Origin of the sequence: Rhizobium sp. WW22, from assembly GCF_047041135.1 — a bacterium.
In the GTDB taxonomy this organism is placed as follows: domain Bacteria; phylum Pseudomonadota; class Alphaproteobacteria; order Rhizobiales; family Rhizobiaceae; genus Rhizobium.
In genome coordinates this window covers 1,948,005-1,963,338 of record NZ_CP178199.1, presented here as the reverse complement: position 1 = coordinate 1,963,338, position 15,334 = coordinate 1,948,005, and the positions used below count along the sequence as shown (strand labels likewise).

Annotated in this window: 12 protein-coding genes and 5 pseudogenes; 10 read left to right on the top strand and 7 right to left on the bottom strand. The window is 59.4% G+C overall.

The window, feature by feature from the left end:
* Positions 1-31 precede the first annotated feature (31 nt).
* On the top strand, positions 32-838 hold the full coding sequence (locus tag ACK83U_RS28045) for a Ku protein (RefSeq protein ID WP_112606159.1): 807 nt from the start codon (positions 32-34) through the stop codon (positions 836-838).
* Between the two features lie 39 nt (positions 839-877).
* Here the strand turns inward: ACK83U_RS28045 and ligD are convergent, their stop codons facing one another.
* Together ligD and ACK83U_RS28035 are read right to left on the bottom strand one after the other, a co-directional pair.
* Positions 878-3,454 carry a DNA ligase D gene (gene ligD, locus ACK83U_RS28040; RefSeq protein WP_112606162.1) on the bottom strand — a complete coding sequence of 859 codons (2,577 nt, stop codon included), beginning with the start codon at positions 3,452-3,454 and terminating at the stop codon, positions 878-880.
* 2 nt (positions 3,455-3,456) lie between these two features.
* Positions 3,457-4,344: a Ku protein gene (locus ACK83U_RS28035; protein WP_112413111.1), complete on the bottom strand. Its 888-nt coding sequence runs from the start codon at positions 4,342-4,344 to the stop codon at positions 3,457-3,459.
* A gap of 287 nt (positions 4,345-4,631) precedes the next feature.
* On the opposite strand from ACK83U_RS28035, the pseudogene ACK83U_RS28030 reads away from it, so the two are divergent.
* Positions 4,632-4,751: pseudogene (locus ACK83U_RS28030) on the top strand (nuclease PIN); the annotation flags it as partial.
* A gap of 50 nt (positions 4,752-4,801) precedes the next feature.
* On the opposite strand, the pseudogene ACK83U_RS28025 reads toward ACK83U_RS28030, so the two are convergent.
* A pseudogene (locus ACK83U_RS28025) lies at positions 4,802-5,534 on the bottom strand (IS6 family transposase).
* Between the two features lie 65 nt (positions 5,535-5,599).
* On the opposite strand from ACK83U_RS28025, the gene ACK83U_RS28020 reads away from it, so the two are divergent.
* From ACK83U_RS28020 to ACK83U_RS27995, 6 genes and pseudogenes are all read left to right on the top strand, one after another.
* On the top strand, positions 5,600-5,896 hold the full coding sequence (locus ACK83U_RS28020; protein WP_412474953.1) for a hypothetical protein: 297 nt from the start codon (positions 5,600-5,602) through the stop codon (positions 5,894-5,896).
* Between the two features lie 354 nt (positions 5,897-6,250).
* On the top strand, positions 6,251-6,646 hold the full coding sequence (locus tag ACK83U_RS28015) for a DUF1236 domain-containing protein (RefSeq protein ID WP_112339137.1): 396 nt from the start codon (positions 6,251-6,253) through the stop codon (positions 6,644-6,646).
* Between the two features lie 261 nt (positions 6,647-6,907).
* Positions 6,908-7,282: pseudogene (locus ACK83U_RS28010) on the top strand (GFA family protein).
* A 133-nt stretch (positions 7,283-7,415) separates the two neighbouring features.
* The gene (locus tag ACK83U_RS28005) at positions 7,416-7,985 is read left to right on the top strand and encodes an AraC family ligand binding domain-containing protein (RefSeq protein ID WP_162708035.1); all 570 of its coding nucleotides are present in this window, start codon (positions 7,416-7,418) and stop codon (positions 7,983-7,985) included.
* A pseudogene (locus tag ACK83U_RS28000) lies at positions 7,982-8,200 on the top strand (DUF2568 domain-containing protein); the annotation flags it as partial. The gene ACK83U_RS28005 and the pseudogene ACK83U_RS28000, both read left to right, overlap by 4 nt.
* Before the next feature lie 50 nt (positions 8,201-8,250).
* Positions 8,251-8,397: pseudogene (locus ACK83U_RS27995) on the top strand (encapsulin); the annotation flags it as partial.
* Between the two features lie 87 nt (positions 8,398-8,484).
* Here the strand turns inward: ACK83U_RS27995 and ACK83U_RS27990 are convergent.
* The 4 genes from ACK83U_RS27990 to ACK83U_RS27975 are packed head-to-tail and all read right to left on the bottom strand — an operon-like array spanning position 8,485 to position 13,497.
* The gene (locus tag ACK83U_RS27990; RefSeq protein WP_112606170.1) at positions 8,485-9,033 is read right to left on the bottom strand and encodes a sarcosine oxidase subunit gamma; all 549 of its coding nucleotides are present in this window, start codon (positions 9,031-9,033) and stop codon (positions 8,485-8,487) included.
* The gene (locus tag ACK83U_RS27985) at positions 9,026-11,959 is read right to left on the bottom strand and encodes a sarcosine oxidase subunit alpha family protein (protein WP_112606173.1); all 2,934 of its coding nucleotides are present in this window, start codon (positions 11,957-11,959) and stop codon (positions 9,026-9,028) included. The genes ACK83U_RS27990 and ACK83U_RS27985 overlap by 8 nt, the downstream gene beginning before the upstream one ends.
* Entirely contained in the window at positions 11,956-12,234 is a 279-nt protein-coding gene (locus ACK83U_RS27980; protein WP_112606176.1) for a sarcosine oxidase subunit delta, read from the bottom strand. The genes ACK83U_RS27985 and ACK83U_RS27980 overlap by 4 nt, the downstream gene beginning before the upstream one ends.
* 12 nt (positions 12,235-12,246) lie before the next feature.
* Positions 12,247-13,497: a sarcosine oxidase subunit beta family protein gene (locus ACK83U_RS27975; protein WP_112606179.1), complete on the bottom strand. Its 1,251-nt coding sequence runs from the start codon at positions 13,495-13,497 to the stop codon at positions 12,247-12,249.
* Between the two features lie 88 nt (positions 13,498-13,585).
* Here ACK83U_RS27975 and ACK83U_RS27970 point away from each other — a divergent pair, with 88 nt between their 5' ends.
* On the top strand, positions 13,586-14,545 hold the full coding sequence (locus ACK83U_RS27970) for a GlxA family transcriptional regulator (protein ID WP_112606182.1): 960 nt from the start codon (positions 13,586-13,588) through the stop codon (positions 14,543-14,545).
* A gap of 77 nt (positions 14,546-14,622) precedes the next feature.
* Positions 14,623-15,306, top strand: coding sequence for a helix-turn-helix domain-containing protein (locus tag ACK83U_RS27965; RefSeq protein ID WP_015343856.1), 684 nt, complete (start codon positions 14,623-14,625; stop codon positions 15,304-15,306).
* The last annotated feature ends 28 nt before the right edge of the window (positions 15,307-15,334 follow it).

The window sequence follows — 15,334 nt, the reverse complement described above, 5'->3', positions numbered from 1 at the left end:
AGATCGTTCCCTTCATATTGGAGAGAAAAACATGGCTCCGCGTTCTTTCTGGAAAGGCTATCTCAAGCTGTCGCTGGTGACTTGCCCGGTCGCCATGGCGCCGGCGACAAGTGATAATGAAAAGGTTCGTTTTCACACGCTCAATAGAAAGACAGGCAATCGCATCGTCAGCCAATACGTCGATTCCGTCACGGGCAAGGCTGTGGATGAGGACGATGAAGTGAAAGGCTATGAGCGCGGGGAGAATGACTATGTCATGCTTGAGGATGAGGAACTCGATGCGGTCGGCCTTGAAAGCACCCGGACGATCGATATCGAGATGTTCGTACCGCGCGACAGCATCGAATGGATCTGGTTCGATACGCCGCATTACCTCACGCCCGACGATGCTGTCGGAGAGGAAGCCTACTGCGTCATCCGCGATGCGATGGCTGCAAGCCGCATGGTGGGCATATCCCGGCTCGTCATGTATCGCCGCGAACGTGCCGTCATGCTAGAGCCTAGAGACAAGGGGATCGTCCTTTGGACCTTGCGCTTCGGCGACGAGGTGCGCGATGAACGGAACTATTTCGGAAATATCGGATCAGAACCCGTAGACGGCAAGCTGATGAAGCTGGTCGGCGAGCTGATAGATGAACGAACGAAACCATGGGACCCGGCGATGGTTTCGGACCCAGTTCAGGAAAAGCTGCTCGATATCATCGCCGCCAAGAAGAAAGGGCGCAAGCGGCCCGCCAAGGCAAAGGTGGAAGAAGCCGCAGCGCCCAGCAACGTCATCAGCATCATGGATGCCCTTCGCAAGAGCCTTTCGCAGGAAGAGGGCGCAAGGAAACGCTAGTCACCTGCGGGCTTTCGCTGTCAGGAAGAAATTTGTTCGTCAAGACTTACGCTTGGTCTTCGCGGACGCCTCGCGCAGGGGTTCGGCGGCTTTCCGGAAGTCTGCCCAGGGATCCGAACGGAGCGCGGCAAGCCGCGTCGGCACATTGAGCACGGTGAAATAGTCCGGCCCTATTGCAGGGCTCAACTCCTCCCAGGATAAAGGCATCGAGACCGCGGCGCCCGGCCGTGCACGGGTGGAGTAAGGCGCGACGGCAGTCGAGCCGCGTTGATTTCTCAGATAATCGATCAGGATCTTGCCGCGGCGCTTCGATTTGGTGATGGTGGAAACATAGCGATCTGGGCTGTCGGCGGCCATGGCGTCGGCGATACCCTTGGTAAAGGCCTTGACGACAGGCCATTCGGCCTTGGCGACCAGCGGGCAGACGATGTGCAGCCCTTTTCCGCCCGAAGTCTTCACGAAAGGAACCAGTCCCGTCTGCCTCAGCCGCTCAGCCGTTTCTTCCGCGGCGGCGATGACCTTGCTCCAGGCGACGTCCGGACCTGGATCGAGGTCCATGATGATCATGTCAGGCTTTTCCCAATTGCCGATCATCGATCCCCAGGGATGGATTTCGAGGACTGCCGCCTGCACGAGGCCGATTAGGCCATTCAGGTCGTCGATGCTGACATAGGGTTCTTCGTCTTGCGGATCTTTCGCCAATGCGATGTTCCTGTTCATGCCCTTCCAGGCATGCTTCTGGAAGAAATGCTGGCCGGCGATGCCGTTGGGACAGCGCACGAGCGCAAGCGGCCGACCGACGACGAAAGGCCCCATATGGCGCCAGACCTCGGTATAATAATCCGCAAGCCCCGCCTTCGTAACACCTTCGTCAGGCCAATAGAGGCGATCGCCGTGGGTCAAGGATACGCTGCTGCGCGCGGGCTTTTCAGTCGAAGACGTCCTCGTGGATTTCGGTGTTTCGCGAACGATCTCGAGCGGATTCTTGTCTTCTCGCAATCCGCGGAAGGAGGCGTGGCGCAAATGGCCATCTGCCGTCCAGGCGCGAAATTCGACTTCCGCAACCAGTTCGGGCCGCACGAAGCGGACACCGCGATGCTCTTCCGCGGTGAGCTTGGTTGCGAAAGGATTTTCCTTCACTTGCAGATGGGTTAGCCTTTTGAAGAGCTGCTCGGCGACAGTGTGCGTGTAACCCGTACCGACGCGGCCGACATGTTCGAGCTTGCCGTCTTCATAGACGCCGAGCACCAGCGAGCCGATCGCCTTTCGTGACGTTGTCGATGGGACCCAGCCGCCGATCACGAATTCCTGCCGGGAGGAACATTTTGATTTCACCCATGTCTTGCCGCGGCCGGGGCGATATGGATCATCGGCAATCTTCGATACGATCCCTTCCAGGCTCAATCTGCAGGCATGCGACAACAGCAGGTCGCCATTTTCATCAAAATGACTGCTGAAGCGAAGGATCCCGGTTTCGGAGGGGATGATCTTCCGCAGCAATTCCTTGCGGCCGATCAAGGGCGATGCCTTCAGGTCATAGCCGTCGAGATAGAGGAGATCGAAAGCATAGAAGACGAAGCGGTCGCTACGGCCTTCGCTGAGATCCGCCTGCAGAGCAGAGAAATCGGACGCGCCGGCCGCCGGCTCGACGACCAGCTCGCCGTCGATGATTGCGGTACCGAGGGGGAGATCCCGGAAGGCGCTGACAATCTCCTTGCCGAATTTCTGACTCCAGTCGAGGCCGCTGCGCGTTAGCAGCTTGATGCGGCCTGCCTCGATGCGGACCTCGAGCCGATAGCCGTCGAATTTGATTTCGTGAAGCCACCGGGAGCCTGAAGGTGGCTTGGATACCAATGTCGCCAAAGCGGGTTCGACGAAGGATGGCAGAGTAGCCTTGCGGGCACCCTTCAAAGACGAGGGATCAACGGGCGTTGCGTCCGTTTGCGTTGCGGTTTCGCCGGCTTCCTCCTTGGCGGCATCATGCTTCTTGCGGCTGGCCCTGCGACGGATCTTCCCGGTCTTCGAGGACCAGCCCGGCTTTTCGTTCTCGACTTCGTCTATGACACGCCCCGTTTTTGCAGATTCCGGTCGTTCCTCGAGAATATCGGCAGCGCCTTCCGGGCGGGCCGCCTCGTCTTCGCCTTTGATCAACAGCCAGTTTTCCCGCTTCTCGCGTGGCTTCCCCGCCATGCGGATCAGATGCCACCGGCCGCCGAGTTTCTTTCCGTGGAGCTCGAATTCGAGATGTCCCTTCGCAAGGCCCTTATGGGGATCGCCAAGCGGCGTCCAAGAGCCCTTGTCCCAGACGATGACGGTCCCGCCGCCATATTCGCCCTTGGGGATCGTGCCTTCGAAATCACCATACTCCAGCGGGTGATCTTCGGTCTGCACCGCCAGCCGCTTTTCGCCGGCTACCAGGCTCGGCCCCTTGGTCACGGCCCAGCTCTTCAAGACCCCGTCCAATTCGAGGCGAAAATCATAGTGTAGCCGGCGCGCATCGTGTTTCTGAATGACGTAGCTGTTGCCGGATACCGCGATCTTTTTTCTGCCGCCTCGCCCTCTCGGCTCGGTGGTCTTGCTGAAATCGCGTTTGCGGTTGTAGGTCTCCAATGCCATCGTCAGCTCGCCTTGCGTTGCGGCCGCGAAGAAGACTTCGTTCGCGATTTGGCCGTCTTGCGGGAGGCCGCGCCCGATTTCCTAGCGGGTTCATTTGCGCTTGCCTTACCTTGGCCACTCATGCCGGCACTCTGGCGTAGAGCCTCCATGAGATCGGTCACCTTGGCGACCTTTGCCGGCTTGCGTTGCGGGATCTTCTTGCCCTCGATCTTGGCCTTTACGAGCTCCGCAAGCGCTGCTTCATAGCGGTCGTCGAATTCGCTCGGGTCGAATTTGCCCTTCTTGGTGGTGATGATGTGCTTGGCGAGATCGAGCATTTCGCCCTTGATTTTCATATCGGGCACATCCTCGAAGGCTTCTTTTGCCGAGCGAACCTCGTAGTCGAAATTCAATACCGTCGCGATCAGCCCTTTGCCGTGGGCACGGATCATGACGGTTCGCAGGCGGCGAAACAGAACGGTTTGGGCAATGGCAGCGACCTGCTTCTTGCGCATTCCGTCGCGGATCAATGCGAATGCCTCTTCGCTCGCAGGAGTGGAAGGGGCGAGATAATATGGACGGTCGAAATAGACGTCATCAATGTCGTCGCATGCCATGAAGGCCTTTATCTGTAAGACCTTGTCGCTTTCCGGCACCGCCGCGGCGATTTCCTCAGGCTCAAGAACGATGTAATCATCCTTGTTGAGTTCGTAGCCTTTCACCTGATCCTCGCGCGACACCGGTTTCCCGCTCGCAGCATCTATGAATTCCCGTCGGACGCGATTGCCGGTTGCTCGGTTCAGCGTGTGAAAAGAAATCCGCTCGGAAGTGGAAACTGCCGTATAGAGCGCAACAGCGCAGCCGACCTCCCCGAACTTCAGATATCCTTTCCATTGCGCACGCGCACTCATCTGCGGACTCCATGTCGACGACAGGAAACAAACGGGACCTAGCGGTCATTGTTCCCTGTTGTCCTTGTTTTGTTGGGGAAACCGACAGAAGCGCATGGCAATTTACGGTTCTTACGCATCGTGCAGGTCTGGGTGTGGCACCTCTATCGGCATCCCAACTCTTGCGAGACTGTCGAAGACCGTGGTTTCGCGGGCACATCGGCTTTTCATGGTGGCCTCCATCATTTATGACGGATTTATGACAACACACGTTCGGAGCGCCGAGAGTGAATTGGTTCCGTAAATTGATGCCCCGGGAAGATCGCTTTTTTGATCTGTTCGGGCGGCATTCCCGTACAATCGTCAGCGCCGCGGAAGCCCTGAACGAACTGCTGAGCGGCAAAGACACCGAGCAGCACTGCAAACGGTGATGTCAGGTTAAATTCCAGATCTACGGATCGGGCATTTTGCTGAGCGATCAGGCGTCGATTCCGGCGACGCCCTTCCAATGTGCCATCGCCGCGAGGCGATGCAGACGGATGTCGAATGCTGAGTGCTGACTTCGTGCTGGGACGAAGAGATTTCGGACCGCGGAGAAGATGCTGACGAAACGTTACAGTCCGCCTGGCGAGCGAAATCGCTGCATCACCCGCTCTCGTTTCCGTAGTGGAAGATGCGAGTTTTCGGCGCGATTGTTCAGCCCCTTGTGAGATCGATGCTCGATCGTTGGCATCACCTGCCGCCGAGCCGCACCATAAGAGCGAAGCTTGTCGGTGACGATGCGTTTCGGTTGACATCCCTGCTTTTTCATCAATCGGATCAGCAGGCGCCTGGCAGCCCTGGTGTTGCGACGGATCTGAACGATCTCGTCAAGCACATAGCCGTCTTGATCCACCGCGCGCCAGAGCCAGTGTTTCCGGCCGCCGACGATCACGACCACCTCGTCCAGATACCAGATATCATTCGGACTTGGCGGTTTCCGACGCAGATGCGCGGCATAGTCCGGGCCGAACTTCTTTGCCCAGCATCGGATCGTCTCATAGGAAACGATGATGCCGCGCGCCAACAGCATTTCCTCCACCAAACGCAGGCTCAACGGAAGCCGGAAATACAGCCAGACCGCATGAGCGATCACAGCGGGAGGAAAGCGATGGCGCTTGTAACTGACCGGGCTCTTGCTCATCACAGCGAAATAGCCGCAAACCCTTCAGCCCAAGTTAACCTGACATCACCATGGTTCCGGTTGATTGCTGGTTGCCTGGCCGAAGCGCGATCATTGGGGCTAGTTCTGTTCGTGCTGGACAACGGCGCGCTCGGCATCATGGTGCAGGGCCTGCCCGTGGTCATTCCAGACTATTCATCCGATCGCTACCACAGTGACCTCTACCGCATCGACTTTGGGTCAATGGCGCGCGCATGCGGCTGGACAAGCCGGAAGCTGATGCCGGATCTCAGCAACCTGGCCGAGATCATGCGCGAAAGCTACAGCCCCGGTCACCCATCCATCTTGGTCGAGGTGCCGGTAGATGCAGAACAGGTCGTGGGACAAAATCCGCGAGCTAACAATCTGTAGCGCCACACAAGCCCATCCCAATAAGGGCCGCAGCGCATGCGGGGCGAAAAGCGTGACCAGCTGTTGCATCGATTCGAAGCGGCAGGGCGAAGCAAAGACAGATCATAACGACCACCGTCTGCCTGAGACAAAGCCCCCTGGGCGGCATGGCATCATGACAGAACATGAGATCCGGTCGGGAGCGTTGCTGTTACCGCATCCTTCGCCGATGCACCTGCCCCTTCCGTGCCGATCACGAAGTTTGTCGCAGGCGGCTAACTCGTGATGGCTTCGGATGGTAACCGAAGAGGAACATTCTATTGGCTCAGTAATTCTCCTTTCAGCTCACAAGAGCTGGAATTAAAGGAGAATGCTATGAAAACGAGACTTGTCGTTTCAATGGCCGCCTTCGGCCTTCTGGCCGGTTCGGCCTTCGCCCAGTCTTCCACCGTAACCGGCGCCGCAGGCGGTGCGGTGACCGGAGCAGTAGTAGGCGGCCCTGTCGGCGCTGCAGTCGGAGGTGTCGCCGGTGCGATTGCTGGCACCGCGATCGATCCACCGCCAGAGAAAGTGGTCACATACGTTCAGGAACAACCCCTGCCTCCATCCGAGGCAGTCGTCCAGGACCAGATCGTTGTCGGCCGCGCGCTCCCAGAGACGGTTGTCGTCACACCGGTCCCGGACAACCCGACCTATGCCTACGCTGTCGTGAACCACAAACGTATCATTGTCCAACCGAAGACGCGCACGGTTGTCCGCATCCTTGAATAATGCCGAAAGGGTGGCCCTAAGGATCGGGAAAGGCAGAAAAGGACCGAGGCCATCTTCTTGAAGATTGGCTTATGTCTGGTCGGAGACCTTTCCCGACCATGAGAGTGCGCTCGCGGCTGCCAAATCTGCTGCAGCCCGCCAGCCACAGGGCGGTGAGGATGCAGAAATCAGCTATCAGCTGTCTGACCGGCGTTGGCAGACGGAGCATGTCAGCCGTGGGCAAGGCCCGATCACGAATGTCAGCGATGATGAGGACATACTATGACGGAATCGACCGGATCGTGCCGGTGCGGGCAAGTGCGTCTGACGGTGCGCGGAACGCCGCTTCATATCGGCATTTGCCATTGTACAGATTGCCGATAGGAAAGCGGATCCGCCTTCACTTATTTCGGTCTGTGGCCGGCAAGTGAATTTCACTATGAAGGCGAGACAAGCGAGTTTGCTGGACGGGAGTTTTGCCCGTGTTGCGGTTCGCGCGTCTTTGCCATGGGTGATAACGAGGTTGAGATCAAACTCGGGATCCTGAGCGAGGCGCCCACGCGTCTCCGCCCCACCTATGAGCTATGGACCAAACGGCGGGAACCCTGGCTTTCTCCGATCGAGGGAGCGGAACAGCACGAGGAGGATCAGCGATGAGCAGCGCATGATGTTGGTTACTATCTTTGCTGCTCCCGCCGTCGGCTCGCGGGCATGACCAGATATGCGTCCAATTCTTGGTATGCCCAGCTGATTCATAAGCGCAAGACTGGGTTGCCTGGGAGCAAGAGCCGTGGACATCAATCTCAAGACAAGACAGTATCATAGTCGCGGTTATCATTATCACGACCACGTCCAGGTGCTATTTCCGTTGCGGGGCGCGATGAAGATCTCCATCGACGCGGGATCGGGCGTTATCGCAGGCGGCTCAGTCGCTGTCATCCCGACGGGGTGTTACCATGACTTCGTCCCAAGTGCGGATTGCAGTCTGTTGGTCGTAGATCTCAAACTCCACGAAAGCGATGCGGAACAAGCACCGGTTCTGCTGACCAGAGGTAGCCCTTTGGTCTCGCGCATGGAGCCCTGGCTTTGGCGAATCTTCCGCCAGATCGGCATAGAGGTCAATGCGGATGGGCATCGCGCTCAAGATGCAGCCATGTTGGCGCTAACCGGACTGCATCTTATCCGTCCGGCCTCGGCCCCTAAGACAAAATCAAAAGCATCGACCAGAATAGAGCGGCTGGCGGCCGACCTTGGAACAGGCGGCGGCAAAACAAATATCAGCGCTATGGCGCGCGAGGCCGGCATTAGCCAAAGCCATTTCCATGCATTAGTGGCCTTGGGCTTCTTCAAAAATGAATGAACACAGCTCTACAGCTGGGAGGGAAGATGAAAGCGATAGCACTTAGCATCAGATTTGCGCTCGAGCTTTGTATACTCGCTTCGCTTGCGGCGTTGGCCGCACATCTTGCCGTACCGATCATGGCACAAGTGCTGTTGGGGTTTGGGCTGTGCGCAGCAGTTGCCACTTTTTGGGGTAAATTTCTTTCCCCGAAGCGGAGATACGAGGTTGGCCCGGCCGGCCGGCTCGTTCTCGAAGCCGGCATTTTCTTGATCACAGCCCTGATATGGACAATCCTCACAGGAAACTCGCTTCGATCTCGAACAAGGCCTGGGAGCAGATCGAGGGAGAGGCGAGAAGGACGCGCAAGCGTCACCTGGCCGCACGGTGTGTGGTGGATGTCGACGGTCCGAAGGGCGCCGAATTTTCAGCCGCCAGCACCAGGCACCTTAAGCAGATTGCAGGATTGGGTGAGGGCGTCCAAGCTTCCGTCTTTTCGCGTGCATCAAAAGCGGATGCTTCACGAGTTGCGCCGAATGCCAGCCCCTTGGGAAATGACCAGCGTTTCGAGTTCTTCATACAGCGATTCCGCAAAGCTGCGCAGGACAGTCAGTTCGAAATCCTCCATGCCCAGGCGCGTGAGCTGCACGGAGATATGCCCGAAGAGCGTCATGGCGCTGCTTCCCTCCGGGAAGTTCGCTGGATGCAGGTCGACAGCAGTACCTCTATTGAGCATCCGGGCGGCGCTCGATCCTGAGATGCGGATACGGATGCGCCCGTGGCTTTGATCGGAGACGAAAGCTCTGCCCGCCAGAGCGTCCGCAAGTGCCCGCTCTTGGGAGCCGGCAAGCTGCTCGCCGCCGGCGATGAACCATTGCCGGTATCCGGCCGGACGCACGGAGCTCTCCGTGAGGCCGGCTGCTGCAAGATGCGCCGCAAGCTCTTCGCTCGTCGTCGCTCCCATTACCTGCAGCAGATGACCCTCAGGTAAGGCTTCAAGCCGGATGGTCTCGCCTTGTAGAACGGCCTTGCCGGCGAGGACCGGCTTCGATGTCGGCAAATCAGGCATGGAGTTTCTCGTTCTGAGGGTCGATGAAGACGGGGCTGCAGATCACCGCATCCGTGTATTCGTTTCTGAGGCCATTCCAGACGACGATCTTTTCGCCGATACGCTCCGGCCCATTCTTGATGAGCGCGAGCCCGATTGTATGGCCGAGGTTGGGGGAAAAGGCGCTCGAGGTGACATAGCCCTGATCGTTTTCGAGCGTTGCGGCAGCGCCTTCCGCCAGGATGTGGGCCCCAGTGCGGAAGCTGGTCGCAGGGTTCACCGGTTTGACCCCGACGAGGCGAGGCCGGTTGGGCGCCTGCAGGCCTTCGCGCGCGAGCATCGCTTTGCCGATGAAATCGGGTTTCGTGGTCGAAACCATGCGACCAAAGCCAAGATCGCCTGGTGTTACCGTACCATTGATTTCCGCATGGGTGACGTGGCCCTTCTCGATGCGCATGACGCCGAGCGCTTCGGCGCCATAGGCGCAGATACCATGCTTCTCGCCTGCTTGCATGATGGCGTCGGCAACGAACTCGCCATAGGCCGCGGGTACGCCAAGCTCATAGGCGAGCTCGCCGGAAAAGGAGATGCGGAAGAGCCGACCCTTGAGTTTGCCGCCGAACAGAGAGACGGCGCGCGCGCCCATGAAGGGGAAAGCCGCGTCGGAAATGTCCTCGTCGATGATCTCGGACAGGATCATCCGCGATTTCGGGCCGGCGACCGCCATCTGCGCCCATTGATCGGTTGACGACGCAAAATAGACCTCCAGCTCGGGCCAGAGCGTCTGGGCGCAGAACTCCAGATGGGTGAGCACGCCGGCGGCAAGCGCCGTCGTCGTCGTCATGAAGAAATGGTCTTCGCTCAAGCGGCTGGTGGTGCCGTCATCATAGATCATGCCATCTTCGCGCAGCATGATGCCGTAGCGCGCCTTGCCGACGGAAAGCTTGGCGAAGCCGTTGCAATAAACGCGGTCGAGGAAGGTCGCCGCATCCTTGCCGAAGATCTCGATCTTGCCGAGCGTCGAGACATCGCAGATGCCGGCATTTTTCCGGATATTCAGCACTTCGCGATCGACACTTTCGCGCCAGGTCTTCTCGCCGTCACGCGGGAACCAGGAGGAGCGGTACCAGAGGCCGGTTTCGACGAAGACTGCGCCATTCTTCTTTGCCCATTCATGCAAGGGAGATTTGCGCGCCGGTTGAAAGTGCTTAGCCCGCGAAGTACCTGTCAGCGCGCCGAAGGAAACAGGGGTATAAAACGGTCGGAACGTTGTAGTTCCGACCTCGGCGGGGGAGACGCCGCGGGCCTCGGCCAGAATGCCGATTGCGTTGATGTTGGAAAGCTTGCCCTGGTCGGTCGCCATGCCGTTCGTCGTATAACGCTTGGCGAGCTCGACATCGCCATAACCTTCGCGCACGGCAAGCCCCAGATCTTTCAGGTTCACGTCGTTCTGGTAGTCGACGAAGGCTTTGCCTTTGCTCCCTTTGACATGCCAGAGCCGCGCGGCAACAGTCGGTACTTCTTCTTCTGCTGAAGAAAAGGCGGGAGCGATCTTTCCAAAGCCGATGGTTTCCAGCGCCTCGGCAGCTTTGATTGCTCCGTCGCTAAGGCAGCTATCCGTGGAGGCGAGGCCGGATGCCGAGCCGGCAATCAGCAAGCCCTCCTGTCTTTCGGGCGCGAGGAAGGCTGCATGCCGTTCGGACCATACCGGCCTTGTGCCGCGATGGCAGGCAAGATGGATGATCGGGCTCCAGCCGCCGGACATGGCCAAAGCGTCCGCATCGATCTCCTGAGTGCCCAAACCGCTCGCAATCTTGACCCCGCGAACCTGCTTGGTTCCGACCGCATCGAGGACGCAAGCACCGGTCAGCACCCGCGCCTTGCCGCCCCAGTGTTCACCTGCGGCGCGCGTATCGACGATGGCGACCACGTCGACGCCCGCGGCCTCGAGGTCGGCGGCGGTGCGGTAGCCGGAACCGTTGGTCGTGAAGACGACCGTGCGCTTGCCGGGAGCGACAGCTTGACGGTTCAGATAGCTGCGCATGGCGCCAGCCATCATCACGCCTGGAATATCGTTGCCGCCAAAGACGAGCGGCCGCTCCTCGGCGCCGGTCGCAAGGATCGCCTGCTTGGCGATGATGCGCCAGAGGCGTTCGACTGGCTGGCGCGGGTCGGGCGCTGCCACATGCTTCTGAACGCGTTCGACGGCGCCGAAGACATTGTCGTCGTACCACCCGATAACCGTCGTGCGCGGCAGGCATTGCACGTTCGGCAGGCTGTCGAGTTCGTCCAAGATTTCCCCAAGGGGTGAATTGCTCTCAAAGAGCAAACTGCCGCCAAGAGCGAAGCCTTCATCGGCAAGAATGACGCGCGCTCCGGCGCGTCCCGCCGTCAGCGCCGCGGCAAGGCCCGCAGGCCCAGCGCCGATGACGAGCAGATCGCAATGCGCCCAGCATTTCTCGTAGGAATCGGGATCGACCTCATAAGAGGCCTTGCCGAGACCGGCGGCCTTGCGGATCAGCGGCTCGTAGACCTTTTCCCAGAAGGCGGCCGGCCACATGAAGGTCTTGTAGTAGAAGCCGGCGCTGAGGAAGGGCGACAGCAGCCCGTTGACGGCACCGAAATCGAAGGCGAGAGAGGGCCAGCGGTTTTGGCTGCGCGCCGTGAACCCATCATAAAGCTCGATCATCGTGGCGCGGCTGTTGGCCTCGGTGCGGCCGCCTGTGCCGGTCGTGACAAGCGCATTGGGTTCGGCGGCACCGGCCGTCAGGATTCCGCGCGGCCGATGATATTTGAAGCTGCGGTCAACAAGCTGGATGCCGTTGGCGAGGAGGGCTGAGGCAAGCGTGTCGCCGGGATGGCCCGCCAGGTTCCTGCCGTCGAAGCTGAAGGCAATGGTTTTGGAGCGGTCGATCCGACCGCCGGAGGAAAGACGATAGCTGCTCATGCGCCGCCTCCAAGCTTGGTAAGCGCCGCATCGCTGACGCCATGGACCTTGTGTGTGACGGTGTCGCGCTCGACGATCAGCCAGCGGCGGCAGCCGGAGGTGTGGTGCCAATACTCCTTGTGACGCCCCTTTGGATTGTTGCGCAGGTAGACGTAATCATACCAGTCTTCGGTGCCGGCATCGGCTTTCGGGCGGATAAGGTTTGCATCCCCCTTGATGGTGAATTCTTCCTTGGGACGTGTGCCGCAGTGAGGGCAGGAAATCAGGCTTGCCATGTCGTCATGTCCTCAATGCAGGTTCGGCTGGGCGCCGACGCCCTTTTCATCGATCTGATAGCCACGCCGGAATCGGTCGAGGCGCAGCTGTGTCGCCGTTTCATGCGGCTCGTTGCGGGCGATCAAATGCGCGTAGCAAAAGCCTGATGCCGGCGTGGCCTTGAAGCCGCCGTAGCACCAGCCGGCGTTCAGATAGAGATTGTCGATATGGGTCCGGTCGATGATCGGGGAGCCGTCCATGCTCATGTCCATGACGCCGCCCCATGTGCGCAGATAGCGCACGCGGGTCAGTGCCGGGATCATCGCCACACCGGCTTCGGCAACATGCTCGACGGTCGCGAGGTTGCCGCGCTGGGCATAGGAGTTGTAGCCGTCGATATCGCCGCCGAAGACAAGGCCACCCTTGTCGGATTGCGAGACATAGAAATGCCCGGCGCCGAAGGTGACGACACAATCGATGAACGGCTTCAGGCCTTCGGAGACGAACGCCTGCAGCACATGACTTTCGATCGGCAAACGCAGACCCGCCATATCGGCGACGACGGTGGAATTACCGGCTGCCGCCAGTGCCAGCTTGCCGCAACCGATGAATCCCTTCGTGGTCTCGACACCCGTGACGCGGCCCTGGTCGGTGCGGATGCCTGTGACTTCACAGCCGGTGATGATGTCGACGCCACGGCTATCGGCTCCGCGGGCATAGCCCCAGGCGACTGCGTCGTGGCGCACCGTGCCGCCGCGCTGCTGCAACAGGCCGCCCATGATCGGGAATCGTGCGTTTTCGAAATCGAGAAAAGGCAGCTTTTTACGGATGGCTTCGCGATCGAGCAATTCGGCATCGACGCCGTGCAGGCGCATGGCATTGCCGCGGCGAGTGTAGGCATCGCGCTGCGCATCCGAATGGAAGAGATTGAGCACGCCGCGCTGCGAGACCATGGCGTTGAAATTGAAATCCTGCTCGAGCCCTTCCCAGAGCTTCATTGACAGCTCGTAAAAGGGATTGTTGCCGGGCAGCAGGTAATTGGAGCGAATGATCGTAGTGTTGCGGCCAATATTGCCCGAGCCGAGATAGCCCTTTTCCAGAACGGCGACATTGGTGATGCCGAAGGTCTTGGCCAGATAATAGGCGGTCGCCAGACCATGGCCGCCGCCACCGACGATGATGACGTCATAATGTGGCTTCGGTTGCGGCTGGCGCCAGGCGGGGGCCCAGCCGGTATTGCCGCGAAGGCCGTTGAGAAAAACAGAGAAAGCCGAATAGCGCATGGTTGGATCCGGTTTGAATTGCGCTCATGATGACAGAGCGGCAAATGCCGACTTGCCCAATTAGGACCTTTTTCGATAGAAAAGGGACATGGTGGCGATCGAAGGCAAAAATAGCCAGAATATCGGTTTTATCCTGATCCCGGGGTTCGCCTTGATGTCCTTTGCTTCTGCGAGCGAGCCGCTGCGGGCGGCCAATCTTCTGGCCGGGCGTGAAATCTATCGATTGTCGATCTTTTCGCCGGACGGCACTCCGGCGGTATCGTCGGGCGGCGTGCCGGTGCCGGCCGAGCATCTTCCAGGTCGCGGATCCGGTCTTGGCACGGTCTTCGTCTGCGCCGGCGGCTCGCCACGCGATTGGCATTACCCTTCGGTCCTTGCCTGCCTGCGCCAGCTCGCACGCGAGGGCGTGCGCATCGGCGGGATTTCCGGCGGTCCTTATCTGCTTGCCGCCGCCGGGCTTTTGGCTGAGCGCGATTTCACGATTCATTGGGAGCATGCGCCGGCCCTGCTCGAAGCCTTTCCGGCGCTTACGCCGCGCCAAGCGCGCTTCGTCATCGACGGCAATCGTATCACCTGTGGCGGCGGCATTGCGCCGCTCGACATGATGCATGTATTGATATCAGAGCGCATGGGCGCCGATTTTGCCCGGCGCGTCAGCGATTGGTATCTGCATACGGAGGTGGGTGAGCCGACTGCGCCGCAACGCGGCTCGCTCGCCGAGCGCTATGGCGTCCATCACCCAAGTCTGCTGAGCGTGCTCGAAAAAATGGAGGAAACGATCGAGATGCCCCTCGACCGTGCCGCCATGGCGCGGATTGCCGGCGTCACGCCGCGTCATCTCGACCGGCTGTTTGCCGCTCATCTCGGCTCGACGTTTCTCGATCAATATCGGCGAATACGGCTGCAGCACGCCCGGCGGCTCCTGGAGCAGAGCCCGCTTTCGATTTCCGAAATCGCCATCGCCACCGGCTTTTCAAGCGGCGCGCATTTTGCCCGAGCCTATCGCTCTCTTTATGGGATTGCGCCCGGTGATACCCGTCAGGCGTGATTTTCGCGGCAGTTGAGAAAATTTCACTCGGAGGATAGGATCGCCGCAGCAAGCCCTGCCGGCAAAAAGGATCATAAATGAAAACCAAGGCAGACAAGATATCGGCCGACGATCAGTCCCATGGCGGACGGTCAGCTTTCTCACAAAATCCGCATGCGGTGCGCGAGCCGAAGGAAAACAATCTCGAGATGGCGATCGGCCACGAGGTTCGCGCCTATCGCAAGAAGCTCGGCATCACGGTGACGGATCTTGCCGCCGCGACGGGTATCTCGCTCGGCATGCTGTCGAAGATCGAAAATGGCAATATCTCGCCGTCGCTGACGACGCTGCAATCGCTGTCGCGCGCACTCGGCGTGCCGCTGACAGCTTTCTTCCGTCGTTACGAAGAGCCGCGCAATGCTGTCTTCGTCAAGGCTGGCCAGGGCGTCGAACTCGAACGCCGCGGCACGCGTGCCGGCCATCAATATAATGTGCTCGGCCATATCGACAACAATTCGAGCGGTGTCATCGTTGAGCCCTATCTGATTACGCTGACGGCCGATTCCGATGTCTTTCCGACATTCCAGCACGAGGGCATGGAGTTCCTCTATATGCTCGAGGGCGAGGTGATGTACCGTCATGGCGACCAGCTCTATCCCATGCAGCCCGGCGACAGCCTCTTCTTCGATGCGGATGCGCCGCATGGACCGGAAGTGCTTGTGAAACTGCCGGCGAAATACCTGTCGATCATCAGCTATCCACAGCGGGGCAAGACTGATTAACTTGCCTAAAAAGAAAAATTTATTCTTT